Annotated in this window: 27 protein-coding genes; 21 read left to right on the top strand and 6 right to left on the bottom strand. The window is 52.2% G+C overall.

What is annotated here, in order from left to right:
* The first annotated feature begins 36 nt into the window (after positions 1-36).
* From trpS to IT084_RS03510, 4 genes are all read left to right on the top strand, one after another.
* Positions 37-1,008, top strand: a complete 972-nt coding sequence (trpS, locus tag IT084_RS03525) for a tryptophan--tRNA ligase (RefSeq protein WP_195711168.1) — start codon at positions 37-39, stop codon at positions 1,006-1,008.
* 117 nt (positions 1,009-1,125) lie between these two features.
* Entirely contained in the window at positions 1,126-1,647 is a 522-nt protein-coding gene (locus tag IT084_RS03520; RefSeq protein ID WP_195711166.1) for a hypothetical protein, read from the top strand.
* Positions 1,648-1,691: 44 nt separating this feature from the next.
* Positions 1,692-3,476, top strand: a complete 1,785-nt coding sequence (locus tag IT084_RS03515) for a chloride channel protein (RefSeq protein ID WP_195711164.1) — start codon at positions 1,692-1,694, stop codon at positions 3,474-3,476.
* Between the two features lie 97 nt (positions 3,477-3,573).
* A complete protein-coding gene (locus IT084_RS03510; RefSeq protein WP_195711162.1) occupies positions 3,574-3,870 on the top strand; it encodes a hypothetical protein in 297 nt (98 codons plus the stop codon).
* Here the strand turns inward: IT084_RS03510 and IT084_RS03505 are convergent.
* The 3 genes from IT084_RS03505 to IT084_RS03495 all read right to left on the bottom strand — a co-directional run bounded on the left by IT084_RS03505 (position 3,820) and on the right by IT084_RS03495 (position 7,304).
* Positions 3,820-5,520, bottom strand: coding sequence for a diguanylate cyclase (locus tag IT084_RS03505; RefSeq protein ID WP_195711160.1), 1,701 nt, complete (start codon positions 5,518-5,520; stop codon positions 3,820-3,822). The two genes, IT084_RS03510 and IT084_RS03505, sit on opposite strands and share 51 nt — an antisense overlap.
* Positions 5,521-5,615: 95 nt before the next feature.
* The gene (locus tag IT084_RS03500; RefSeq protein WP_395879400.1) at positions 5,616-6,206 is read right to left on the bottom strand and encodes an HD-GYP domain-containing protein; all 591 of its coding nucleotides are present in this window, start codon (positions 6,204-6,206) and stop codon (positions 5,616-5,618) included.
* A gap of 252 nt (positions 6,207-6,458) precedes the next feature.
* Positions 6,459-7,304: an ATP-binding cassette domain-containing protein gene (locus tag IT084_RS03495; protein ID WP_195711156.1), complete on the bottom strand. Its 846-nt coding sequence runs from the start codon at positions 7,302-7,304 to the stop codon at positions 6,459-6,461.
* A gap of 441 nt (positions 7,305-7,745) precedes the next feature.
* On the opposite strand from IT084_RS03495, the gene IT084_RS03490 reads away from it, so the two are divergent.
* On the top strand, positions 7,746-7,973 hold the full coding sequence (locus IT084_RS03490) for a hypothetical protein (RefSeq protein ID WP_195711154.1): 228 nt from the start codon (positions 7,746-7,748) through the stop codon (positions 7,971-7,973).
* Positions 7,974-8,114: 141 nt separating this feature from the next.
* Here the strand turns inward: IT084_RS03490 and IT084_RS03485 are convergent, their stop codons facing one another.
* From IT084_RS03485 to cbiQ, 3 genes are all read right to left on the bottom strand, one after another.
* Entirely contained in the window at positions 8,115-8,408 is a 294-nt protein-coding gene (locus IT084_RS03485) for a PDGLE domain-containing protein (RefSeq protein ID WP_195711152.1), read from the bottom strand.
* Positions 8,401-9,063, bottom strand: a complete 663-nt coding sequence (locus tag IT084_RS03480) for an energy-coupling factor ABC transporter permease (protein ID WP_195711150.1) — start codon at positions 9,061-9,063, stop codon at positions 8,401-8,403. The genes IT084_RS03485 and IT084_RS03480 overlap by 8 nt, the downstream gene beginning before the upstream one ends.
* Before the next feature lie 340 nt (positions 9,064-9,403).
* On the bottom strand, positions 9,404-10,186 hold the full coding sequence (gene cbiQ / locus IT084_RS03475) for a cobalt ECF transporter T component CbiQ (protein ID WP_195711148.1): 783 nt from the start codon (positions 10,184-10,186) through the stop codon (positions 9,404-9,406).
* A 193-nt stretch (positions 10,187-10,379) separates the two neighbouring features.
* On the opposite strand from cbiQ, the gene IT084_RS03470 reads away from it, so the two are divergent.
* From IT084_RS03470 to IT084_RS03395, 16 genes are all read left to right on the top strand, one after another.
* On the top strand, positions 10,380-11,069 hold the full coding sequence (locus IT084_RS03470; protein ID WP_195711146.1) for a DUF2953 domain-containing protein: 690 nt from the start codon (positions 10,380-10,382) through the stop codon (positions 11,067-11,069).
* 3 nt (positions 11,070-11,072) lie between these two features.
* On the top strand, positions 11,073-11,510 hold the full coding sequence (gene ytfJ / locus IT084_RS03465; protein ID WP_195711144.1) for a GerW family sporulation protein: 438 nt from the start codon (positions 11,073-11,075) through the stop codon (positions 11,508-11,510).
* 139 nt (positions 11,511-11,649) lie between these two features.
* Positions 11,650-12,927, top strand: a complete 1,278-nt coding sequence (locus IT084_RS03460; RefSeq protein WP_195711137.1) for an FAD-dependent oxidoreductase — start codon at positions 11,650-11,652, stop codon at positions 12,925-12,927.
* A gap of 195 nt (positions 12,928-13,122) precedes the next feature.
* Positions 13,123-13,713 (top strand): nucleoside recognition domain-containing protein, encoded by a 591-nt coding sequence (locus IT084_RS03455; protein ID WP_195711136.1) that lies wholly within the window; start codon positions 13,123-13,125, stop codon positions 13,711-13,713.
* 4 nt (positions 13,714-13,717) lie between these two features.
* Positions 13,718-14,251, top strand: a complete 534-nt coding sequence (locus IT084_RS03450; RefSeq protein ID WP_195711135.1) for a spore maturation protein — start codon at positions 13,718-13,720, stop codon at positions 14,249-14,251.
* A 75-nt stretch (positions 14,252-14,326) separates the two neighbouring features.
* Entirely contained in the window at positions 14,327-15,061 is a 735-nt protein-coding gene (locus IT084_RS03445; protein ID WP_195711134.1) for a pseudouridine synthase, read from the top strand.
* A gap of 87 nt (positions 15,062-15,148) precedes the next feature.
* Positions 15,149-15,604, top strand: coding sequence for a hypothetical protein (locus IT084_RS03440; protein WP_195711133.1), 456 nt, complete (start codon positions 15,149-15,151; stop codon positions 15,602-15,604).
* Between the two features lie 53 nt (positions 15,605-15,657).
* Entirely contained in the window at positions 15,658-16,131 is a 474-nt protein-coding gene (locus IT084_RS03435) for a hypothetical protein (protein WP_195711132.1), read from the top strand.
* A 17-nt stretch (positions 16,132-16,148) separates the two neighbouring features.
* Positions 16,149-16,568, top strand: coding sequence for a HutP family protein (locus tag IT084_RS03430; RefSeq protein WP_195711131.1), 420 nt, complete (start codon positions 16,149-16,151; stop codon positions 16,566-16,568).
* 17 nt (positions 16,569-16,585) lie between these two features.
* A complete protein-coding gene (aroH, locus tag IT084_RS03425; RefSeq protein WP_195711130.1) occupies positions 16,586-16,945 on the top strand; it encodes a chorismate mutase in 360 nt (119 codons plus the stop codon).
* A 266-nt stretch (positions 16,946-17,211) separates the two neighbouring features.
* Positions 17,212-18,237 carry a 3-deoxy-7-phosphoheptulonate synthase gene (gene aroF / locus IT084_RS03420; RefSeq protein ID WP_195711129.1) on the top strand — a complete coding sequence of 342 codons (1,026 nt, stop codon included), beginning with the start codon at positions 17,212-17,214 and terminating at the stop codon, positions 18,235-18,237.
* Positions 18,234-19,322, top strand: a complete 1,089-nt coding sequence (locus IT084_RS03415) for a prephenate dehydrogenase (protein ID WP_195711128.1) — start codon at positions 18,234-18,236, stop codon at positions 19,320-19,322. Before aroF ends, IT084_RS03415 begins: the two co-directional genes overlap by 4 nt.
* Before the next feature lie 89 nt (positions 19,323-19,411).
* Complete coding sequence (gene aroA, locus IT084_RS03410; protein ID WP_195711127.1) at positions 19,412-20,698, top strand: 3-phosphoshikimate 1-carboxyvinyltransferase; 1,287 nt, start codon at positions 19,412-19,414, stop codon at positions 20,696-20,698.
* Between the two features lie 115 nt (positions 20,699-20,813).
* A complete protein-coding gene (gene cmk, locus IT084_RS03405; protein WP_195711126.1) occupies positions 20,814-21,491 on the top strand; it encodes a (d)CMP kinase in 678 nt (225 codons plus the stop codon).
* Positions 21,491-22,081 carry a 1-acyl-sn-glycerol-3-phosphate acyltransferase gene (locus tag IT084_RS03400; RefSeq protein ID WP_195711124.1) on the top strand — a complete coding sequence of 197 codons (591 nt, stop codon included), beginning with the start codon at positions 21,491-21,493 and terminating at the stop codon, positions 22,079-22,081. The genes cmk and IT084_RS03400 overlap by 1 nt, the downstream gene beginning before the upstream one ends.
* A 31-nt stretch (positions 22,082-22,112) precedes the next feature.
* Positions 22,113-24,236 (top strand): bifunctional 4-hydroxy-3-methylbut-2-enyl diphosphate reductase/30S ribosomal protein S1, encoded by a 2,124-nt coding sequence (locus IT084_RS03395; RefSeq protein ID WP_195711123.1) that lies wholly within the window; start codon positions 22,113-22,115, stop codon positions 24,234-24,236.
* Positions 24,237-24,282 lie beyond the last annotated feature (46 nt).

Genomic DNA, 24,282 nt, shown 5'->3' with positions numbered 1-24,282 from the left:
AGGCAAATCCATACCATACGGAAAAGGGGACCAGCTATGCGCGTTTTATCGGGTATCCAGCCTTCGGGATCGCTACACCTGGGCAATTATTTCGGGATGATGAGAAGAATGGTGGAGTACCAGGAAAACAACGAATTGTTTTGCTTTCTGGTGAACTACCATGCTTTAACTACCGTGTTCGACGCCGGTTTATTGAGACAACGGACTTTTGAAGCGGCCTGTGATTTCCTGGCCCTGGGCCTTGACCCGGAAAAATCGGTGTTCTGGGTCCAGTCCGATGTGCCCGAGGTGACCGAGCTGACCTGGCTGCTGTCCAACGTCACGGGAATGGGGCTTCTGGAACGCTGCCACTCCTATAAAGACAAAACAGCCAAGGGAATACCGGCCAGCCACGGGTTGTTTTCCTACCCGGTGCTGATGGCGGCGGATATTTTGCTTTTCGGCGGGGAAAAGGTTCCGGTGGGGAAGGACCAAAAGCAGCACCTGGAAGTGGCCCGGGATATCGCCATCCGGTTCAACAACACTTACGGGGAAACATTTGTCGTCCCGGAGCCGGACATAGCGGAAGACGTGGCCCTGGTGCCGGGCATCGACGGCCAAAAAATGTCCAAGTCTTACGGGAATACCATAGAAATCTTCGCCGACGAAAAAACCCTGCGTAAAAAAGTAATGAGCATCAAAACCGATTCCACTCCGGTGGACGAGCCAAAGCCCATTGAGGGCAATGTGCTGTTCGACTTGTATGCCCTCTTTTTAAGCGAACAGGAAAAAGCCGCGCTTAAAGAGCGGTTTCTGACTCCCGGCCTTAAATACGGGGAGGTCAAGAAGGAACTGTTTGGCGTCATCTGGGAGTATTTCGCCCCGTACCGGAAAGAACGGGAAAGACTGGCTGCAAATAAACCTTATGTGCTGGAAACCTTGCGCCGTGGTGCACAAAAAGCGCGGGAGGCGGGGGCGGTTTACCTGGAGCGGGCCCGGCGCAACGTGGGCCTGGATTATTGGAAGTAAAGCTAAATCTATTGGGACAGGTGCTTTGTTAAATATAACCGTCCCATTTTTAAAATATACTGTGACGGTGCGCATATTTGCCGGGCAGCGCCGGCAAAATAAGGCAAGGGGTAAAACATGTGGATTTTTTTACTTGTTACCGGCGTTGGCCTGGTGCTGTTTTTTTTATTGCTGGCTTCCCCGGTTATTATCAGCATCAAATACACCTATAACAGCGAGGAAAATTCCGGCCCGGACCGTGCGCTCAAACTTTCGACGCCGGTAACCGGAGTGCGCTTGACGCTGTTATGGGGCCTGGTTAAATTGCGCCTGCGGTTGTCCACCGCCGGTTTGGGCTTCCGCGCTTTACGACCGGTGCTTAAACTGCGGGCCAGGCTGGCCGGGCACAACGCCGTGCGCCTGCTTGCCGGCAAGGAACCGTTGGCGCTGCCGGATGACCTGGCCGCCGGTGACATAATCAGCTTTATGCACCGGGAGATCAAACAACCGGAGGGGCTGGCCAAAAAATACACCTTTTCGGGGTCTGTTTATTTTGAAAGGATGAAACAAAGGGGGCTGTATACAACAGACACCGCGGCAATCCACGAAAGGGTGCGCCGGTCCGGGTTATGCAATATAATAAAGAAAAGGCCAATTTGAGTCAGGGAAGGCGATACCCTATTTCTTTGTTTGCGGTGATATAAATGATTAGTTTACTGGATGGCGAAGATAAAAACAATGGAGGCGCCGCCGGGTTTTACGAACAACTTTACCGGGTGACCCTGGCCGTAACTACCGGCATTTGCACCGGATTGGCCGCGGTTGCCTTCCGTAAAATGATCGCTCTTTTCGAGGCGGTGTTTTTCGGCCGGGGGGAACAGTGGCTACCATTTCTGGGGCATTATTACGTGATCCTTTTACCCGCGCTGGGGGGCCTGGTGGTAGGACCAATTACATATTTTTTCGCCAGGGAGGTGAAAGGACCCGGCGTCGGGGAGGTCATCGCTTCGGTGACCGTGCGCGGGGGTTATATCCGTCCCAGGGTGGTGCCGCTTAAAATTTTAGCTTCCGCGGTGTGCATCGGGTCCGGTGGTTCAGCCGGCCGCGTCGGGCCCATTGTGCACATCGGTGCGGCCATTGGCTCCACACTGGGCCAACTATTCAAGGTGCCGTCCCGTAAAATGAGGGCACTGGTCGCATGTGGCGCCGCCGGCGGCATTGCCGCAACATTTAACGCACCCATTGGCGGCGTGTTGTTTGCCTTGGAAGTAATCCTGGGGGATTTTACCGGCAATCACCTGGTGCTTGTCATCATTTCATCCGTCGCCGCCGCGGTTGTCGGCATCATTTTTTTTGGCGCCAGCCCGGCATTCGCCGTTCCGGCATACCCGCTCAATCACCCGCTGGAACTGTTTCTTTACGCTCTACTGGGGGTGGCATGCGGCCTGTTCTCGGTTTATTACATCAAAGTTTTTTATAAAATCGAGGACATGTTTAATTTAATCAAACAGGTACCCGAATATTTGAAGCCCGCACTTGGGGGATTGTTTGTGGGCTGCATCGGCCTGTTCGCGCCGCATGTTTTCGGAGTGGGATTTGAAAGTATTGAAGCCGCGATTGCCGGCAAAATGGCCTTGGAAACTGCGGCAGCACTGTTGATTTTAAAATTGCTGGCTACCTCCATTACTATAGGCTCCGGTGGTTCCGGCGGCGTTTTCGCACCCGGGTTGTTCATGGGCACCATGCTGGGCGCTACACTGGGCTATCTTTTCCACTTCTTATTTCCCGACGTTGCCGAAATTCCCGCCGCGTACGCGCTGGTGGGCATGGGGGGTGTGATTGCGGGCAGCGCTCACGCCCCGATCACGGCAATCATTATGCTCTTTGAGATGAGCAACGATTACCACATCATTTTGCCCACCATGATCGCCTGCATTACCAGTTCGGTGGTGGCTAAAACATTATACCCCAGCAATGTCTATGTGGTTAAATTGATCAGGCGCGGCCTGGACGTTGAGGCCGCCAGGAGGCCCGACATTCTGAAAAACGTGCTGGTCAAGGATGTGATGACCGCCCAAATTGAAACCATTCCCGCCGGTTTTGCTTGCAAAGAAGCATGGAAACTGGTACATGGCAGCCCCCACCGGGGCTTTCCAGTGATCAACGGACATGGGCATATTTGTGGTATTATTACACGGAACGAACTGGAAAAGGCAATTGCCGGCGGGGATGGGAACAGACCGGTGCAAGAAATCGCCGCGCACGACCTGGTGACCGTTACGCCATACGAGCCGATCAGCGTGGCGGTTAAAAGGATGAACGAACACGATGTCGGACGACTGCCGGTTATTGATCCCGGTAACGAAAAAAAAGTCGTCGGGCTGTTGTCCAGAACGGACATCATCAGCGCTTACACCAGGGGGCTGTTGCAGCAGGACGAGCTTGAGGATGTCGGAATAAGCGGGAAGGAATTAAATAAAACTGGGTGACATAGAACCCGGGCTGGAAACCGGCCCGGATTTTTTTATATTTGGGACAACCCGGTCATATTGATTAAATATACCATAATACAAGGAGATTACAAGCATGGTCAATTACATCTGGTTGGGCATGATCGTGGTCGGGGTACTGGTGGCCCCGGAAACCTTGCGCCGGGGTGCGCAAAAAGCGCGGGAGGCGGGGGGCGGTTTACCTGGATCGGGCCCGGCGCAACGTGGGCCTGGATTATTGGAAGTGAATATCAGTATTGTTGCAGAACAGGATTTCTCTGCCATTTTTGCTGGTTTTGAGCTATTTCGGGGTTTGACAAGCGAAAAATCTTGTTTTGCAACCCTAATGATGCTTACTGTACAATGTAGCCCGGTTGCGGCCTTGCCGTTTTGACTCCAACAAAGCCATGTCGGCCTGGTGCAGTAATACCCGCATTCGTTCTTCAAGGTTACCGTTACCGTTATCCGGTTGCCATACCGAAACCCCAAGGCTTACGCCTATCTCTAATCTCCCTAATGGAGTGATAAAAGAATGCTTGTTCACTTTTTCAATAACCCTTCGGGCAAAGGAAAATGCCGCCTCCTCATCCGTATTGGGCAAAACAACAACAAATTCATCTCCTCCATAGCGTCCCACAACGTCGGATACACGGGCAGTTGTTTTAATCAACTTGGCCAGGTCACTGAGCACAAGATCTCCGTACGCGTGCCCGCAGTTATCATTGATCTGTTTAAACTTATCCACATCCATCATGATCATTGCCACCGGCTGCGCATACCTGTGCGCCCGCTCCAATTCGAGCATGGTCCGCTCCATTAATGCGCGGCGGTTAAGGACCTGGGTAAGCTCATCAATATGAGCTATTTCCTCAAGACGAAGGTTCTTTTCCTCAAGCTCTGCCTGGTTCTCTTTAAGTTGCTCCTGGAGCGCCTCGAGCTCTTGGTTGCGTTTAATGATTTCTTCTTTTTGCTGCGCCAGCAGTTCTATCTGCCGGGTAAGCCGGGCATAGAATTCTTGCAAGCGTAAAGACATCTCGTTAAAAGCCCGGGACAACATCTCAACTTCTCCCCGGGAAGTAACTGCAATTTGGTGCCCGAAGTGACCCGCGGCAATCTTGTCGGCCTCTTTGGCCAGTTGGCGCAACGGCTCAGTCACTCTTTGAGTTACGATGGTACTCAAAGGGACAGTTAACAGTACCATCAACAACAAGGCCAGCAAAATCATGGTAGAGCCCTGGGAATAAAGTCCGCGCAGGACATCTTTTCTTTTCTCCTCTACAACCAGCATCATCCCGGGATCGGGTATCCACCGGCACGCAGCAAGCACTTTTTCCCCATGCCGGTTGATGTAAGTACCATATCCGGAACTTTTGTTTTGAAGCCAGCGCATAACTTCGGATTCAGCCTTTGTAGCAGTATCTGGAAGCGATTGGGGGCTGGAAACCTTTGCACCTGAATGATTATCCAGTTCAACTAAAACCCGGCCATCCGGTCTCAGTAAATATATTCTTATTTCATCCCATTCCGGTTTTTTAGAACGATAGCCAAATCCGTATAGCCATCTCTTCTGGCCGGATGAATCAAGATGGCTGATTTGCTCCAGGTGACTCTGTTGCAATATGGAATGAAATAGCTTAACATCAAATTCCGCCCATACCACCTGCACATCGCCGGCATGAACAGGCATGGCAATAATCATAGCCCGTCTGTCAGGGTCCGTAAAAATTGCCGTTTCGTGGACCTGCCCACTTGTTACCGCTTCAAACCATTTTAAAGCCGAAACGTTATCCCCAACCCTCCCGGCGGAATCTGCCAGAACAACTCCTTTCATATCTGCGCAGGCAACACGCGTGCAGCCATTAATTTCAGCTTTTGCTTTTTTGAGTTCGGTTTCCAGAACCGGCAGTGATTTTACAGGACCGGTAGGTATCACTTTTCTCAGGTCATCAAGACGTTCTTGAAACCAGAAAGCGATAAACTCCGCATCTTTTTGGCATGTACTGTTGAGAATCACAGCAGTAGAGTGTTCAGTAGCTACTATCATATACTTACATGCAGCGTAACCGAAGATAACTGCGGGCAAGAAGGCAAAAATCAAAAACCACCGCGTTAATAATTGCGTTAAAGAATGTCTCAAGGTTATCCGTCCTTTGTCGTTGGCGGTATTTCGAACATATTAATTGGATAACCAACTATTTTGCCCGCAAGTTTGGTATTAGATGGCCAGGACCCAATGAAGGCCTTTACGACAAGAGGATCAAATTGTTTACCACTGCACATTCTCAATTCCTCCAGGGCATCTTTATGCGCTAACGTTTTACGGTAAATACGTGGGGAGGTCATGGCATCAAAGGCATCGGCAACGCTAAGTATTCTGGCTCCCAACGGTATGTCGTCCCCTTTCAGTTTAGAAGGGTAACCGGTACCGTCAAAGCGTTCATGGTGGTGCAAAACTACCGGTAAAACCGGTTTCAAAAAGTAAACGTTATGTAAAATTAATTCTCCCCAGCAAGTATGCTTTTCAATAATTCGTCTTTCCTGAACCGTCAAGGCGGATGGCTTATAAAGAATAGACTTTTTTACCATGATTTTGCCGATGTCGTGAAGCAGGCCGGCATAATAAATTACTTTTTGCTGTTCCTCCATCAAACCCAGAACCGAAGCGAGACGAGCGGCATGGTTTGCCACACGCAGGCAGTGATTGTACAGCAACCGGTCTTTTAAAAAGATGTTAAGTTCTTTTCCGATCGACTGCCCGAGAACGTCAAACAGTTTTGTATTGCATAATGAGAATATACTTAAAATTCAAATCACCCTCTTATATCAGTTGTAGAAATAAAAAATAAAACCATAAAAGCCCAGCCTTTCAATACCACTATAAAATGAAAAACCATGAAGACCCATCTAGCTTCAAGCAAGATGAAAGACCTTCATGGTCAATAATTTCAGGCCCCACTTTAATTTGAATCAGCTTTCCATTTTTTAAAGAATGGCCTTGTTGCTAATTTGTGCATTTAAAAAACGACGCATCGCCTTTATAGCCTGCTCCACGGTCAGGGGTACCGGGTTAATTTTAAATTCCGGCATGGCAAGAAATATCTGGGCCACTAACGGATATCTCAGGCTGGCTTCCTCCACTAATTTCTTATCCGTTAACAGCCATGGCTCGCCCTCAGCTATTATTTTGCCATCTTTTATAATAATCACCTGATCTGCCCATTCGGCGGCCAAATCCACATCGTGGGTGGCAATGATAATGGTTATTCCCCTTTGATGCAGGTTTTCAAGGATGCGCACCACCTGCTTTTTCCCTGCAGGGTCTAAAAACGCATTGGGCTCATCCAATACAATAACTTTGGGTTCCATGGCCAATACTCCGGCAATAGCCACTCGCTTTTTTTGGCCGTAGCTCAAGTTGTAAGGGGGTTTATCCCTGTGCTCAAACATTCCCACTGCCTGCAAGGCCCTTTCTACCCGCGACACAATTTCGTCATCAGCCAAGCCCATGTTTAAAGGTCCAAAGGCCACATCATCCCATACCGTAGCTGAAAACACTTGATCGTCCGGGTCCTGAAAAACCATCCCCACCACGGTACGTACCCATTTTTCGGTTTTCCTGTCCACTTTCCTTTCCAAAACCCTTACCGTACCTTGCTGGGGCAGGTTCAATCCGTTCAAGTGCAAAAGAAGGGTGGATTTGCCAGCCCCATTAGGCCCCAGGATGGCTACTCGCGAACCTTCCCTGATGGAAAAGGATATGCCGTTTAAAGCCCTGCTGCCATCCGGATATACAAAACTAAGGTCATTTACTTCAACGACATTAGCCATTACCAACCCCCAATTTCCAATGCTTGCAGGAACATACCGTGGCCAACACATCCATCCCTTAACCTGCATTTAAGGCCTTTATATGAGAGCATAATTTCCATGACAATGCTCTCTCCCATTTATAAATCAAAAAAGCCACATAAACCCTGCCGTAATGTGGACAGGACCTCCGTGGCCCTAAAAGTGCACTTTCTCCACTTATCACCGTTAAAGAAAGCGGCATCCGTGACTGCAACTTTCAAGGATATTATATAAAAACTTCAAGTCAAGATCAATGATTTTTTTGTTTACCTGCTGAATATCTTTGGTGGGGTAGGTGCGAAAAATGTGCTTTAATGCGGATAATTAAACTAATAATTAGTAATACTAACTGTTAGACAGGAGAGGGAAAAAGAGGTATAATTTAATCAGAAACGCTCCGACGAACGGCAGCGAACCTTCATGAAGGGGGGGACCGTAATGGTCGAAAAGGTGAAACACGTGCATGAACATACCCATCCTGCGGTGCGGCACACACACAGGCACATGCATGGAGATGAGGTGCATGAACATGAACATGAACACCCGGCTATAACCCACACACACGAGCATGAACATGAACACGGACACGTGCCAGGGGTTGAAGTTCATCACGAACACGATCACGCAGATCACACTCACGAGCACTAATATATTTAACTAAGAGGCCGGCTTTTCAAAAAGAAGCCGGCCTCTTACCTTATTCTTATCTTATATGGAGGTTATTTCGTGAAAGCAATAATATTATACTGCCAAACAACTATCCATTAAGTCAGTTGTGCAATATTTATTTTAACCAGTTTGTGAGTTCTTTTTTCCCACCGCCTTTGCCAAACCGTACATTACCCCGAAGGTAAGCAATGTACCCACTACTCCCGCTGCGGATGTAGCTAGCGATTCGTTTCCAATGCCCGGGAACAGATAATCCGGAATCGGAGATGTAATTACCTCTTTTCCCTCGCCCTTCTCAAGGAAACCCTTGTCCTCCGCCACCCTTTCCAGCCCGTCAGGATGAGGTGAGGCAAAAGGCGAGAGACAAGCTGCTACTATAAGGGCTGCGATAAAAACCTTAGCCAGGTTACCCATTCGTTTTCACCTCACAATTGGATTTAACAGCGGGACCTGCATCTACAAAACCAACTTTTTCAACGAAATTAATAACCACTACAGTAATCAAACCCTCACCAATACCGATCAGCATGTGAATACCCACCATGGCCGGGAATGCAACACTAAAGGGAACTGTGTTTGACGTTGCTAATTCAACCGTAGCCGCAAACGCAGCCATAACTACTGAAGCCCAGGACGCCAGGAAGACGGCTATATTCCTACCTGTGCTACCAGGTAAAATTTTTGAGAGCAGAGAGTATATCAAGTATGCTGTGATAACTCCCACAACTGCCATGTTGAAGATATTACCCCCAAGTGCCGTCAGGCCGCCATCCTGAAATGCAATACACTGGATAATTAGTACAGTTGAAATTATCAGGCAGCCATTGAAAGGCCCCAATAGGATTGTCGCCAGAGCTGCCCCTAAAAGATGTCCGGAGGTACCTCCCGCAATCGGAAAGTTGACCATCTGGGCAGCGAAAATAAATGCAGCTATAATCCCTAATTTAGGTATCAGCCGGTCGTTCAAAACTTCCCTTGATTTTTTTATGCTATAACCTAAGGCACCTGCACTTAATGCGTAGGTACTGACCCAAGTTTTCACATCCAAAAATCCATCTGGTATATGCACTGCATCAACCCCCTTTTCTTTTATAAATAATAATTAGTTTCCCTATTTACCTCGTTGAACATCTAATTTACTATAGCGACTCTCATTTATCACCTTCCTTCAATAAAAAAACCACGAAGTAACCCCCTGTTTCGTACAGGGATATACCTTCGTGGTATGTTAAAAAAACATATTCTCATTTTATTTGGTGGTTTCTTTCCACCAGTTATACATTCTATAAGTAACAACTAACATTCTATGCAATTTCATTCTATGCAATTTCATTCTATGCAATTTGTAATTTTCCTTCATTGAAAGTTCAATTTAAAAAAAATTTTTATGAATAGTTCATAGGTATAAATTAGCCGGTCATAAATTCTACCAATTTCAAGCTTAATCCCGCAGCCAAAATAGTGAAGCCCCACCATAAATCATATATTTTTAAACAAAAATGAGATCTAGTTTTCATTTCACCGGTAAAACCTCTGGCTAACATGGCATTATATACTCGCTCACTTCGCTTTGAGGCCCTGATAAAAAGGATACCTATTAACTGCCCTAATGCTCTAAAAGTATGCCTATGAAAAAGACTCTTGCCTGATTGGAATCCTCTGGAACGCTGGGCAATCCGCATACGCTGCAGTTCATCAACCAGAATAAACATAAATCTTACAGTGAATTCTATAAGATGGATAATAATGGGCGGTATCCTCAGGTCCTTACAACCGGCCATCAGATCCCTGAAGGCGGTATTAGCCGTTAAAAGGTTTATTGAAAGTACGGCCACAATAACCCGCAGCGATAGTACAACTGCCCGTTGCAAACCGGCATCCGATGCAGTAAGGGTTGCAAAGCCGGTATTGACTTGCCATATGGGTACCCCTGGAATGACAAAGGGAAAAAGCAATACCAATACTCCTGTAAACGGAAAAAGCCAAAACAATCTCTTAATCAGAAAGGAGAGTTGTATCTTTGAAATGGCCGTTAAAAAAAGTACAAATACTGCAGCCATAGAAAGTACTGAATATGACCCGAGTGTAGATGATATAACTACAAAGCTCATAATAGCCACTATCTTAATGCGAATGTCTACCTTCCGGAGTGGTGAATTTATATTGGCTGCACCAAAAAACAGTTCTTCCACGCCGCTTATCCAACCCCCTCAGGCTAAATTATAAAATAAAATGTTAGATCAATACAACATATAGGAGGGAGTCCTCTGGGCGGTTTATGATAGATAAACAAATTGTTATGCCCTAAAGATTTTTGCAGGGCATAACAATTTTGATACGTATAATTATGCGGAGGCGCCGGCAAAATAAGGCAAGGGGTAAAACATGTGGATTTTACTTGTTACCGGCGTTGGCCTGGTGCTGTTTTTTTTATTGCTGGCTTCCCCGGTTATTGTCAGCATCAAATACACCTACAACAGCGAGGAAAATTCCGGCCCGGACCGTGCGCTCAAACTTTCGACGCCGGTAACCGGAGTGCGCTTGACGCTGTTATGGGGCCTGGTTAAATTGCGCCTGCGGTTGTCCTCCGCCGGTTTGGGCTTCCGCGCTTTACGACCGGTGCTTAAACTGCGGGCCAGGCTGGCCGGGCGGTCCGGTTCCACCCTGGCCAGGGAAAAAACCCGCGTCACTCCCGGACGGGCCTGGCATTTGTATAAAATAGCGGCCGGGCTGTACCGGGCGACTTATCCCGCCCAACGCTATTTATTGGCCGGCACCACTTTGCACCGGTTCAGTTGGCGCACCGGTTTGGGTTTATGGGAGGCCGGCCAAACCGGACTGGCGGTGGGCATGCTGTGGGTTTTGAAAAGCAATCTTACCGCCCGGGTTTATGGTTTATTGAAAAAACCGGCACCCAGGCCGGAACTGGAAATCAAACCGTTGTTTAATGACCGTGTGGCGCTATGGATGCAGTTAAATTGCATATTTAGCCTGAGGCTGGGCCATATTATCTATGCGGGAATGCTGGCCGGGTGGTTGTACCTGAAAAATCGCCAAAAAGTCTGGGGGTATTGAGGCATGGAGCAACATCCCATTGAAGGATTAATGAAAACGGCCATGGAAAGTATCAAAGAAATGGTGGACGTCAACACAGTGGTGGGGGAACCGGTGGAAACACCCGACGGCAGCGTAATTATTCCTATTTCCAGGGTGGCGTGCGGTTTTGGCGCGGGCGGCAGTGAATTTGAATTTGGCGGGGAGGGCAAGGATGGAGAGCAGGGTGAAAACTCGATACCCGCATTCGGCGGGGGAAGCGGCGCCGGAATGTCGGTGAAGCCCGTGGGCTTTTTGGTGGCCGGGAACGGGCAGGTGAGAATGCTGCCGGTGGACGGCAACGCCATTTACGACAGGCTGATTGACCTGGCCCCGCAGTTGATCAACCAGTTTCAGGGGATATTGGAACGGCGCGCGGCAAATAAGGCCAACAGGCAGGATAGTAACCGGAACCCGTACTGATCCGGAAAAGTTATACATAGGAAACTTGTTTGACAAAGGCTTGCTTGAGCGGGCCTTTTTGCTTTTTATCCGGTGAACTTTAAAAGCGTGCCGGAATATAATAATACGGGAGCATGCGGCCTCCTGAAGGAGGATGAAGATGAAGGTTATTATCGTGGGCGGCGGCTGGGCCGGCTGCGCGGCCGCATTTGCGGCCAAAAGCGCGGGGGCGGATGTTTTGATGCTGGAAAAAACGGATATGCTGCTTGGCACCGGGCTGGTGGGCGGAATTATGTGCAACAACGGCAGGTTTACCGCCCTGGAGGAAACCCGTGCCCTGGGCGGTGAAGAGCTGGTTGAACTAATCAAATCCGTATCCAGGCATGACTGCATCGATTTCCCGGGACACAGGCATGCCATGCTTTATGACGTGACTAAAATTGAACCGGCGGTGCGAAACTTTTTATCCCGGTATGGTGTCGAAATCAAGCTGCAAACCAGGATGACGGATGTGTTTTTAAGCAACAGCCGGATTAACGGCGTGGTTACTTCCACCAATGAAATGCTGCACGGCGATGTGTTTATCGATACCACCGGTTCCGCGGGGCCGGCCAAGTACTGCACCCGCTTTGGCTCCGGGTGCGCCATGTGTATACTGCGCTGTCCCACCTTTGGCCCGCGCACCAGTGTCACGGCCAGGGCGGGCCTGCCGGAAATCAGGGCGGGGGAAGGTTTGGCGCGCTTTGAAGCCATGAGCGGTTCCTGTAAACTGGAAAAAGGTTCCCTTGCGCCGCACCTGGTGGAACAGCTGGATCGGGAAGGCGTTTTGGTTGTTCCTTTAACCGCTGAAATGCACAAGGAAGAACTGCTTGGTACCAAGGCATGCCAGCAGTACGCCCTGGAGGAATACGCCAGGAATTTAATTATCCTGGATACAGGGCACGCCAAGTTAATGACGCCCTTTTTCCCCCTGGAAAAACTGAGAGACTTGCCGGGTTTTGTCAATGCCCGCTATGCCGATCCTTATTCCGGGGGCAGGGGAAACTCGGTGCGGTTCATGGCCATGGCCTACTGCAATGACACCCTGCAGGTGGAAGGAGTAAGCAATTTGTTCTGCGCCGGGGAAAAAACCGGCCCGCTGGTGGGCCATACCGAGGCCATTGTCACCGGTTTGCTGGCCGGGCACAACGCCGTGCGCCTGCTTGCCGGCAAGGAACCGTTGGCGTTGCCGGACGACCTGGCCGCCGGTGACATAATCAGCTTTATGCACCGGGAGATCAAACAACCGGAGGGACTGGCCAAAAAATACACCTTTTCGGGGTCTGTTTATTTTGAAAGGATGAAACAAAGGGGGCTGTATACAACAGACACCGCGGCAATCCACGAAAGGGTGCGCCGGTCCGGGTTATGCGGTATAATAAAGAAAAAGCTGATTTAAGACAGGGACGGCAATGCCCTGTTTCTTCATTTGCGGTGATATGCAATGATTAGTTTATTGGATGGCGAAAACCGGTGGTTCAGCCGGCCGCGGTGACATCAAAATCCGGGTCTTGAAACCGGCCCGGATTTTTTCATATTTGGGACAACCCGGTCATATTGATTAAATATACCATAACGCAAGGAGATTACAAGCATGGTCAATTACATCTGGTTGGGCATGATCGTGGTCGGGGTACTGGTGGCCGCGGTAAACGGCAACGTGGAATTGGTGACCAAGGCGGCCCTGGAGGGAGCGCAGTTCGCGGTGCAGACCTCCATCGATCTGATCGCCATCATCACTTTCTGGCTGGGGATCATGAAACTGGCCGAGGCGGCCGGGCTGGTGCGCGCGCTGGCCCGGATGGTCCGGCCGGTCACGAGCTTTCTTTTTCCCAGCGTGCCCAAGGATCACCCGGCCATGGGGGCGATAGTGATGAATTTGAGCGCCAACATCCTGGGATTGGGCAACGCCGCGACGCCCATGGGGTTGATCGCCATGCAGGAACTGCAAAAACTGAACCGGGGGGACCCTAAAACGGCAACCGACGCCATGTGTACTTTCTTGGCTTTAAATACTTCCTGCATCACTCTGATCCCCACCACCATCATTGGGATCAGGCTGATTTACGGGTCGGCGGACCCCACCGAGATCGTGGGTACCACCATTTTTGCCACCGCTGCAGGGATGACGGTTGCCGTATGCATGGACAGACTGCTGAGATATTTATCTAGCCGGGGGAGGTAAAATAATGTTCGGCATAGTGTCGGATCTTTCCCGCTGGGCCATTCCCGTTGTGCTGCTATTGGTGCCCCTGATTGCGATGGTGAGGAAGGTTAACGTTTTTGAAACCTTTGTGGAGGGAGCGGAAGACGGTTTCGGCACGGCCATTAAAACCATACCCTATCTGGTTGCCATGCTGGTGGCCATCAGCGTGTTCCGGGCTTCGGGAGCGCTTGACATCCTGGTCAACATTTTTTCGCCGGTTTTAAACATGGTGGGCTTTCCCGCCGAAGTGCTGCCGCACGCGATCATGCGCCCCCTTTCCGGCGGAGCCGCCCTGGGCATCGCCACCGATATCATTAAGACCAACGGTCCCGACAGCTTTATCGGTCGCCTGGTTTCCACCATGCAGGGCAGTTCGGACACCACCTTCTATGTGTTGACCCTGTATTTTGGCTCGGTGGGTATTTCCCGCTACCGTTATTCCATTATTTCCGGTTTATCCGCTGATTTCACCACCCTGGTGGCGTCGATTTACGTGTGCAATAAAATGTTTGGTTAAGCTATACTAAAACCCCGGCCCGGGGTTTTTTTGTTGTGCGGAAAAAGTGGTATGATTATATTGAGGTGAATAAACATGGAACGCCTGCATAAATTTATGGCCCGGGCCGGGGTGGCGTCGCGGCGGCAATGCGAGGAATTGATCGCCCGGGGAAGGGTAAAGATAAACGGCAGAGTTGTCACCACGCCGGGGCTGAAAATCGACCCGTTGAAGGACCGGGTTGAGGTTGACGGCCGCCCCCTGGCAAGGCCGGAAAAAAAGGTCTATCTTCTGTTAAATAAACCCGCGGGATACGTCACCACGGTGAAAGACCCCCGGGGGAGGGCCAAGGTCACCGATTTATTGCGGGGGATTAAACAACGGGTTTACCCCGTGGGCCGGCTTGATTACGATACCGAGGGGCTATTATTGCTTACCAATGACGGGGACCTGGCTTACGCGCTGACCCACCCGCGCCACGAAGTACCTAAAACTTACCTGGCCCGGGTGAAAGGGGTGCCCGCGCCGGAAAAGCTGAAGGCGCTGGCCCGGGGTGTGCCGCTGGAAGACGGGCCGACGGCGCCGGCCCGGGTTCGCCTGGTCAGCGACAAAGGGGGGAACGGACTGCTGGAAATTACCATCCACGAGGGCAGGAACAGGCAGGTACGGCGCATGTGCGAGCATATCGGACACCCCGTGCTGGCGCTGCGCAGAGTTCGAATCGGCCCCCTGGAACTGGGCGGTCTAAAACCCGGCCAATACAGGCACCTTACTTTCAGGGAAATAGCCCGCCTGAAAAAGATGGCCCGGCCCGGTGATACTCAAAATTAAGAAATTAAGATGAAAAAATACCCGAGGCAGGAAATTCCGGCCTGCCGGTAGAATTATGTGTCAAAATCGCTCGGAGGTGCGCTGGGCATGAGCGTTGGCGACTTGAATGAAGACCGGGAGATCAAGGTGAGAATAAGGCTGGATTTCAGGGGACAGGCCCGGCCCGGTCGTTTTTTGTTCGGCGGCAAGCCGGTGGACAAGGCTGCCGAAGAAGCCCGGGAACAACAGGTAGCGCTTTTAAGAAACGTGCCCATCCAGGGTGTACATATAGAAGACATTGACATGAGCGCCGAGGTTTACACGGTATGGGACGATGTCACTAATAATGAGGTTGCCTACGCCCCGGTCATCCTGACCATGACGGCCGAAAACCTTGAAGATTTGCTCCGGTTCATCGCCCGGGAAGATTTCCGTAAAATTGAAGTGATTGAACCGGGCCGGATGGTTTTGAGCCGGCAGGATATGGAACGGCTCTTGTTTAAAATTTACGGTGAGTTGAAAAATTCCATCGAACACCTGGAAAGAAAATATAACTTGCGTTAATATTCGTTACGGGCGCGGCATATATCATGTTAAAAAAAGAAGGGTGATATGCCGTGCGCAAGGATTTTCTTTTTTGGGGAGCCAGGCTGGAGCGCTGGTTGTTGCGGGTGGTGGTTCTCTGCGCGGTAATGCTCGTTACAGTGCAGTGGTTTGTTTACGACCCGGTGGTACGGACCGTCAGTAAAGTTGAAGATCAATATAACGCCGGCTCGGGCTTTAACAGCGAAGATTTGGACCACCTGGTTACCTTTCAAATGCTGGACTACACTACTTTACCCAGGGCGGCGGTGCTTGTCAACGGCGAGAAAAAGGAAAGCTTCGAGCACCGTTATGTAACCGTATCCGTTTCCCACGGCGACGTGCTGGCGATCGATACGAAATATTACAAGCACCCGGTTTCATTTAAGGTTGTTGAAACTTTCGGGGATGTTGTGTGGCCCGTTAAAGGCCGGGTTTATAAAGTGGAAGGCACCACGAAAAGGTTGGGTACGGTGAAGATAGGCGACTCAAGTAAAGGTGAACATTAACGGACGGAGGTGTGCGCATGCCGCCAGTTGGCAGCAGAGAGGTGGCCAGGGCCGCGATCAAAATGGCTCTTACTGAAAGCAGGGAACAGGAAAAGGAGTATAAGGCCCGCTTTTTAAAAGCCGGTATAAAAACGGCCGCAGTCGATCACGGGGGCGACTTTATCGCCTCGGTCAATAAAATAACGGAACGGGCCGTGGTAGCCGCCAAACGGGAAGGCGTGATCCGCGAAGTGCATGCCGACGAGGGCGCCGTGGCCGGGGCCACCCGTGAGGCGCTGAGCCAGATTATGCCCAAAGCTTTGGGGCTTAATGTGGGCGGGAAAATCGGTATTGCCCGTTACGCGGACCATATCAGCGTGGCTGTTTTTTTTGGCGTGGGCCTGTTGCACCTGGACGAGGTGGCGATCGGGCTTGGCCACCGGGCGGTATCTTCCTGATTAACGGAGGGTTTTCCATGCGCGGTATCAGGGGAGCGATTACGGTCAAGGAAAATACGGAAGAAGCCATCGGCAAGGCCACGCGCAAGCTTCTCCGCGCCATGATGAGTGAAAACAATATTACGACCGGTGATATTGTGAGCGTCATGTTTACCCTGACCAGCGATTTGAACGCGGCTTTTCCGGCCGCGTGTGCCAGGAAAATGCAGGGGTGGAGCTACATCCCGATGCTTTGTGCCCAGGAAGTGGACGTGCCCGGAAGCATGAGCGGGTGCATCAGGGTCTTGATGCATGCAAATATAGACGTAGCACAGCGGGATGTAAAACACGTCTACCTTGATGATGCCGTTAAACTCCGGCCTGACCTTAAAGATTGATTGGCGGTTTGGGCGGTGTTTTACATTCGGGTTGCGCCGAACTGGTAAAAATGCTAATATATATCTACGGTAGTATGGTCTAAACTGGTAGAATAGTTGACTGGCGATCACATGGAAGACGATGACGGTAGCACGGCAGGGGGCGATGTTTCATGAAGACATAGTCACTCCCTTGGGGAGTTTTTGTTTTTTTGTGTGTAGAAAATCCAGGTGTTGTAAAAAAATAATACTATCAAACAAAAGAAAGGATTGGCGGGGGATTATTGATGATTGTGATTATGAACCATAATGCCGAAGATGTTGATATAGATCGCGTGCTGCAAAAATTAAAGGATGCCGGTTTCCAAACTCATCTTTCCCGGGGAGTGGAAAGAACCATCATCGGAGCCATTGGAGACAAGACCAGGTTGAGCGACCACGCGCTGGAGGCCATGCCGGGCGTGGAAAAAGTTGTGCCGATTCTCCAGCCTTACAAGCTGGCCAGCAGGGCTTACATGGACGGACCCACCGTGGTGAAAGTGGGGGACCTGGAGATAGGCGGAGGCACCATCCACGTCATGGCCGGCCCCTGTGCCGTGGAAAGCAGGGAACAATTACTGCAGGCCGCACAATTGATCCGGGCCGCCGGCGCCACCTTGCTGCGGGGTGGCGCGTATAAACCCCGCACCTCGCCCTATTCCTTCCAGGGACTGGAGGAAGAAGGTCTGAAACTGCTGGCGGAGGCCAGGGAGCAAACCGGGTTGCGCATCGTGACCGAGGTGATGGATCCCCGCACCGTGGAACTGGTTGCCGAGTACGCCGATGTTTTACAGATCGGGGCGCGCAACATGCAAAACTTTTCCCTGCTGCGGGAAGTGGCCCGGGCCGGCAAGCCCGTATTGTTGAAGCGCGGCCCATCAGCCACCATCGAAGAGTGGCTTTTGGCTGCCGAATACATTTTGGCCGAAGGCAACCGGGATGTCATCCTCTGTGAGCGGGGCGTGCGCACCTTTGAAACATACACCCGCAACACGCTGGATTTAACGGCGGTACCGGTGGTCAAATATCTCAGCCACCTGCCGGTGATTGTTGACCCCAGTCACGCCATCGGCAAGTGGCGGTTTGTGGAACCCATGGCCTGCGCCGCTATAGCGGCCGGCGCGGACGGGCTGCTGGTGGAAGTGCATCCCAACCCCGCCGAAGCCCTGTGCGACGGGCCCCAGTCCCTGACTCCGGAGAATTTCAGCTCCATGATGCAAAAGCTGGGCGACATTGCCCGGGCAATGGGGCGGAAAATGGGCAAACTGAAATGATCGACCGCTGCGTCATCATCGGCGTTGGTTTAATCGGCGGTTCGCTGGGGCTGGCTCTCAGTGAACGGGGTCTGGCCGGGCATATCAGCGGCGTGGACACAAACGAACAAAACCTGGAAGCCGCGCTGGCCGGCGGCGCGATCCACGAGCCTGCGGAACTGCGCCGGGCCGTGGCGGGCGCCGATCTGGTGGTCCTGGCGACGCCGGTCGGAGCAACGCCGGGATTGTTGCGGGAAATCAGGGATTACTTGAAACCAGGCGCCGTGGTGACCGACGTGGGCAGCACCAAGCTGAACGTGGTTGAACAGGCCGAGGCTGCCATCGGGGGCCGGTTTGTCGGGGGGCATCCCATGGCCGGCGCTGAAACTGCCGGCTTTGCGGGTGCCGACCCTTACCTGTTTGAAAACGCCTTTTACCTTTTAACGCCAACCCCCCGGACCGATCCCGCCGCTCTAGGCTTAATGCGCAGGCTCGTGGAAGCCGTTGGTGCCCACGTAATGGAAATGTCCCCGGAACAGCATGACCTGGTGACGGCGGCCATCAGTCACTTGCCGCATTTTGTGGCGGCGGCCCTGGTCAACGCGGTGGCGGGAATGCCGGCTGGAGACAGGGCGCTGGCCTTGGCGGCGGGCGGCTTTCGGGATACCACCCGGATTGCGGCCGGCAACCCGGTAATGTGGCGCGATATTTTCCTTTCCAACCGCGAAAGGGTGTTGGAGGCCCTGGACGGGTTTCGCGGCGCCGTGGAACAACTGGAAACAGCCCTGCGGCGCGGGGACGGGGAAAAAATTTTGCAGATTTTAACCGCGGCCGGCAAAATCAGAACAGAGCTGCCCATCAGGTCAAGGGGCTACCTGCCCCGGGTTTATGAGATAGTGGTCACCGTGCCGGACCGCCCCGGCGTTATCGCCATGCTGGCCGGGATGCTGGCCGGCGCCGGGATCAACATCTCCGAAATTGAAATTTTACGCGCCCGGGAGGGCTACGGCGGAACCATCAGGATCGGTTTCGCCACGCCGGGAGAGCAAGAACGCGCCCTCGGGTTGCTTCAAGAAAACGAAATCAAGTGCCGCTTAAAAGCCTAGCTGGACCCCCATGAGTATAGGGGTGCAATTGCGAAACGAACGATTGATGCCGCCGGAGCGCCAAATGTAAGTAACAAGGAAGTGATGTTTTGGAAACCAGGATCAGACCGGTTAAAACTTTACATGGCGAGGTGCGCGTGCCCGGTGACAAGTCGATATCGCACCGCGCCGTGATGCTTGGCGCTTTAGCCCACGGGGAAACCGAGATTGAAAACTTTTTGTTCGGCGAGGATTGCTTGTCCACCGTCCGCCTGGCCCGCGCCCTCGGGGTGAAGGTCATCTTGGAAGAGGGGCGGGTGGTGGTGCAAAGCGAGGGTATGGACGCGCTGCGGGAGCCCGAAGATGTATTGGACGCCGGAAATTCCGGAACAACCATGCGCCTGATGGCCGGCATTCTGGCGGGCTGCCCGTTTTTTTCGGTGATTACCGGAGACGCTTCACTGCGCAGGAGGCCGATGGGGCGGGTGATCAAGCCGCTGGCCGCCATGGGTGCCCGGATCACGGGCCGGTGTGGCAACTCCTGCGCCCCCCTGGCCATCCGGGGCGGCGGTTTGCGGGCAATTGAGTACGCGTCTCCGGTGGCCAGCGCCCAGGTCAAGTCGGCCGTTTTACTGGCGGGTCTGTTTTGCGAAGGGCGGACGGTGGTGATTGAACCAACTCGTTCGCGGGACCACACGGAGAGGCTGCTGCGCCACCTGGGCGCCCGGGTGGAAACCGAGGGGGAACGGGTAGCTGTATGGGGCAGGCCGAACTTGCGGGGCGCAAAAATTGCCGTGCCCGGCGACATCTCTTCGGCCATGTTTTTCCTGGTGGCGGGATTGATCGTGCCGGAGGCCGAAGTTATCCTGCCCGGCGTCGGGGTCAACCCGACCCGCACCGGGGCGCTGGACATTTTAAAACAAATGGGAGCCGATATTGTTTTAACGAATGAAAGGGAGATTAGCGGCGAGCCGGTGGCGGACATCAGGGCGCGCAGTAGCCGGCTCGCCGGTACGGAAATCGGCGGTGACATCATCCCCTACCTGATCGACGAAATACCGGTGCTGGCGGTGGCCGCGGCGCTGGCGGAGGGAGAGACGGTGGTCCGTGACGCCGGCGAGCTTCGCCACAAAGAAACGGACCGGATTGCCGCCGTAGTGGATGTGCTTGGTAAAATGGGTGTAAACATTGAAGAGCGAGCCGATGGTTTTGTCATCCGGGGCGGGCGGAAACTCCGGGGCGGTGTCTGCGACAGCCGCGGAGACCACCGCATGGCCATGGCCGCCGCGGTGGCCGGGCTGGTTGCCGAAGGGGAAACCGTAATCCAGGGAGCGGAATGCGTTAACATCTCCTACCCGGCTTTTTTTGATACATTAAGTTATATCAGTGTGAAATAATAAAACCTGGAGGGTTTTTAACCTTTTCAGGTTAATTTTTTATATAAAAGAGGATATTTACGCCACATGTCGAAATTATCCTGGTATTCGTATTCATTTTTACGGAGTGAACTGGATGGCTCACCGCATCAGGATTGCCATTGACGGCCCGGCCGGTGCGGGTAAAAGCACCGTGGCCAGAATGGTGGCCGAAAAATTGGGCTATATTTATATCGATACCGGAGCCATGTACAGGGCTGTAACATTGCAGGCATTAGTGGATAACATAAATATACATGACGCGGCGGCCCTGACCGGTATTGCCGGGAGGGTCGACATTTCCCTGCGCTTGGACGAAGATGGAAACACGCGTATTTACTTGAACAACAGGGACGTTACTAAGGAAATCAGAACGCCTGAAGTGTCAGGCGCCGTTTCGCTGGTTTCCCGTGTGCCGGGCGTACGGGAAAGAATGACCATGCTGCAAAGGGAAATGGCGGCCCGGGGCGGCGTGGTGATGGAAGGTAGGGATATAGGCACCCAGGTGCTGCCGGATGCCGAAGCTAAATTCTTCCTTACCGCTTCGGCCGAGGAACGGGCCCGCCGCCGTTTTGCCGAGTTAAAGCAAAGCGGGTACTCGATAAACTATGACCAGGTGATCCGGGATATCAATAAACGCGATGAAATTGATTCCGGCAGGGCGGTTGCGCCCCTGAAACCGGCCAGCGATGCCAGGATTATCGACTGTTCCGGGATGACGGTGGAACAGGTGGTAAATCTGATTCTGTCGGAGGTTTCAGGGAGGTTAAAATAATGTTTTACCGTGTAGCCAAAATAATCTGCCGGGTAATCCTTTTTTTGGTTCGCCGGTGGAAGGTCACCGGCAATGCGGTGTTACCTTCGGGACAGGGCATGATCGTTGTGGCAAACCACGTCAGCTACTGGGACCCGGTGGTTGTCGGCTGCGCTCTGAATAGAAGAATTTTTTTTATGGCCAAGGCGGAATTGTTTAAGATTCCCGGGCTGGGTTTTATTATTAAAAACCTCGGTGCCTTTCCCGTTCAGCGCGAGGGGGTTGACCGTTCGTCCATCAAGCGGGCGCTTGACCTTCTTGCCGCGGGAGAAGTGGTGGGGATTTTCCCGGAGGGTACGCGCAGCAAAACCGGCGAGCTCTTAAATCCCCATTTGGGTGCCGCCATGTTGGCCATAAAAGGGGGTGTGCCGTTGTTGCCGGTGGCGGTCAGCGGAACCAAAGGGTTTCTGGGTCAGGTAAAGGTTGTTATCGGCAAACCAATGAATATTACCGCCTGTAACCGACGCAAAGTGTCCCGGGATGAAATGGCGGCGGTCAGCCGGGATATCATGTCGGAAATAGGCCGGCTGCTGGCGGTTGTTGAGAGATAGGGTTGCAACTAAACAGCTTGGGGTGAAGTTTATGGAATTGAAGGTGGCAACAAAAGCGGGTTTTTGCTTCGGCGTAAAAAGAGCCGTGGAAATAGCCCGGAAAAGCTTGCACGACAGGGATGGACCGGTATATACGCTTGGTCCCTTGATTCACAACGATCAGGTAACCGGGGCGCTGGCCCGCGAGGGCATTGTGGCGGTAAACGATTTGGATGAAATCAGCGGACAGGGCACCGTGATTATCAGGTCCCACGGGGTGGCCCCGGAGATTATCAACAAAGCGGAGCAAAAGGGGCTTAAAGTGGTTGATGCCACTTGCCCGTTTGTGCGCAAGGTGCAACAAACGGTCCACGACCTGGCGCAGCAAAACCTGCCCGTGGTGATAGTAGGTGACCCCGAGCATCCGGAAGTCAATGGAATCGTAGGCTGGTCCGGAAACCGGGCCATTGTGGTCAAGGACGCCGAACAGGCTCGATCACTCGGGCCATATCCCGAAGTGGGCGTCGTGGCCCAAACCACCCAGCGACAGGATAATCTGGACGCTGTGGTGAATGTTTTAAAAGACAGCGGAAGCCGGGTACGGGTATTCAACACCATCTGCCTGGCCACGTCGGAAAGGCAGAAAGAAGCGCAGGAATTGGCTCAAAATGTTGACGCCATGCTGGTGCTGGGCGGCAAGAACAGCGCCAATACGGCTAAACTGGCTCAAGTTTGTCGTACTGCCGGAATTCCGGTTTTTCAAATCGAAACTGCCGGTGACATAGATTTTGCATGGTTTCAGGGATTGAAGGTTGTCGGAATAACGGCGGGCGCATCCACACCCGGCTGGATTATTGAGGAGGTTTGTAGTCGAATGATGGAGTTCGAGGAAAGGAACAACAAGGAAGAAAGCGCGATGGAAGAAAAAATCGAGGAGCAACAAGTTGAGGCACAGACTGTGACCGGACCGGAGGCACCGGAACAGGCCGATCAGGAAGAAGAATTGAAGCAGGGAATGGAGGAAGCAGTCGAAGTCAAGACGCTCAGCCACGGCGAAATAGTGAAGGGCGTTGTGGTACAAATCAACCAGGACGAGGTTCTGGTTGACGTGGGCGCCAAGTCGGAGGGTGTCATTCCACTCAGGGAGTTGTCCTGCTACAATGTGGATTCCCCACAGGACGTGGTGAATGTGGGTGATGAGATAGACGTTTATGTGCTGAAGTCGGAAGATAACGAGGGTAAACTGATCCTTTCCAAGGAAAAAGCTGATGCCGAAAAGGCCTGGGCTCACCTGGAAGATGTTAAGGAAAGCGGGCAAACGGTAAAAGGGACCGTTCGGGAAGTGGTTAAGGGAGGTTTGCTGGTTGACCTGGGCGTACGCGCTTTCCTCCCCGCTTCGCTGGTGGAAATGGGTTATGTAGAGGACCTGAGCAAGTACTTGAACATGGAAATCGAGGCCAAGGTCATTGAATTGAACAGGGCCCGCAGAAAAGTTATCCTTTCCCGGAAAGCGGTGCTGGAAGAAGAGGCCGCCCGGAAGCGTGAAGAACTCTTAAACAGCCTGGAAGAAGGCCAGGTCGTCAAAGGTGTGGTCAGGCGGCTGACCAGTTTTGGCGCCTTTGTGGACATAGGCGGCATTGACGGGCTGCTGCACATCTCGGAAATGGCCTGGTATCGTATTAATCATCCCTCTGAAGTGGTACAGGTGGGCGATGAACTGGAAGTCATGGTATTGCGGGTGGACCGGGAAAACGAAAAGGTCTCCCTGGGGCTCAAGCAAGTATTGCCCAACCCCTGGGACAACGTGGAAGAAAAATACCCGGTCGGTTCTGTAATCACGGCCAAGGTGGTGCGCCTGGCCCCGTTCGGAGCGTTTGTACAACTGGAGCCCGGCGTGGAAGGGCTGGTGCACATTTCGCACCTGGCCGACCGGCATGTGGAAACTCCCGATGAAGTGGTGCGTGAAGGCGAAGAAATTAAAGTCAAGGTACTCAGCGTGGATAAAGAGGAAAAGAGAATCCGCCTTTCCATCAGAGAAGTGAACAGGGAAAAGGGCAGAACCGGCGCCCGGGAGAACCATAACAAGAAGGAGCAGGAAAGCCCGGCACCCGTCAGTGACGGCGGAACGGTCACTATCGGCGAGGTGGTTGGCGATATCTTCGAGGATAGAAAGTAGCCCTAAAAACTAAAATTAAAATATGATTCCAAGAGGCAGATCAAGC

Origin of the sequence: Desulfallas sp. Bu1-1 (assembly GCF_015594625.1) — a bacterium.
Lineage (GTDB): Bacteria > Bacillota > Desulfotomaculia > Desulfotomaculales > Desulfallaceae > JADNRQ01.
Note: the sequence above shows the minus strand (reverse complement) of the source record. Positions and strands in the feature narration are given on the sequence as shown.

Coding starts and splice junctions, on each gene's coding strand:
- trpS (WP_195711168.1), top strand. CDS start 37: ATGCGCGTTTTATCGGGTATCCAGCCTTCGGGATCGCTACACCTGGGC.
- IT084_RS03520 (WP_195711166.1), top strand. CDS start 1,126: ATGTGGATTTTTTTACTTGTTACCGGCGTTGGCCTGGTGCTGTTTTTT.
- IT084_RS03515 (WP_195711164.1), top strand. CDS start 1,692: ATGATTAGTTTACTGGATGGCGAAGATAAAAACAATGGAGGCGCCGCC.
- IT084_RS03510 (WP_195711162.1), top strand. CDS start 3,574: ATGGTCAATTACATCTGGTTGGGCATGATCGTGGTCGGGGTACTGGTG.
- IT084_RS03505 (WP_195711160.1), bottom strand. CDS start 5,520: ATGATAGTAGCTACTGAACACTCTACTGCTGTGATTCTCAACAGTACA.
- IT084_RS03495 (WP_195711156.1), bottom strand. CDS start 7,304: ATGGCTAATGTCGTTGAAGTAAATGACCTTAGTTTTGTATATCCGGAT.
- IT084_RS03490 (WP_195711154.1), top strand. CDS start 7,746: ATGAAGGGGGGGACCGTAATGGTCGAAAAGGTGAAACACGTGCATGAA.
- IT084_RS03485 (WP_195711152.1), bottom strand. CDS start 8,408: ATGGGTAACCTGGCTAAGGTTTTTATCGCAGCCCTTATAGTAGCAGCT.
- IT084_RS03470 (WP_195711146.1), top strand. CDS start 10,380: ATGTGGATTTTACTTGTTACCGGCGTTGGCCTGGTGCTGTTTTTTTTA.
- ytfJ (WP_195711144.1), top strand. CDS start 11,073: ATGGAGCAACATCCCATTGAAGGATTAATGAAAACGGCCATGGAAAGT.
- IT084_RS03460 (WP_195711137.1), top strand. CDS start 11,650: ATGAAGGTTATTATCGTGGGCGGCGGCTGGGCCGGCTGCGCGGCCGCA.
- IT084_RS03455 (WP_195711136.1), top strand. CDS start 13,123: ATGGTCAATTACATCTGGTTGGGCATGATCGTGGTCGGGGTACTGGTG.
- IT084_RS03450 (WP_195711135.1), top strand. CDS start 13,718: ATGTTCGGCATAGTGTCGGATCTTTCCCGCTGGGCCATTCCCGTTGTG.
- IT084_RS03445 (WP_195711134.1), top strand. CDS start 14,327: ATGGAACGCCTGCATAAATTTATGGCCCGGGCCGGGGTGGCGTCGCGG.
- IT084_RS03440 (WP_195711133.1), top strand. CDS start 15,149: ATGAGCGTTGGCGACTTGAATGAAGACCGGGAGATCAAGGTGAGAATA.
- IT084_RS03430 (WP_195711131.1), top strand. CDS start 16,149: ATGCCGCCAGTTGGCAGCAGAGAGGTGGCCAGGGCCGCGATCAAAATG.
- aroH (WP_195711130.1), top strand. CDS start 16,586: ATGCGCGGTATCAGGGGAGCGATTACGGTCAAGGAAAATACGGAAGAA.
- aroF (WP_195711129.1), top strand. CDS start 17,212: ATGATTGTGATTATGAACCATAATGCCGAAGATGTTGATATAGATCGC.
- IT084_RS03415 (WP_195711128.1), top strand. CDS start 18,234: ATGATCGACCGCTGCGTCATCATCGGCGTTGGTTTAATCGGCGGTTCG.
- cmk (WP_195711126.1), top strand. CDS start 20,814: ATGGCTCACCGCATCAGGATTGCCATTGACGGCCCGGCCGGTGCGGGT.
- IT084_RS03400 (WP_195711124.1), top strand. CDS start 21,491: ATGTTTTACCGTGTAGCCAAAATAATCTGCCGGGTAATCCTTTTTTTG.
- IT084_RS03395 (WP_195711123.1), top strand. CDS start 22,113: ATGGAATTGAAGGTGGCAACAAAAGCGGGTTTTTGCTTCGGCGTAAAA.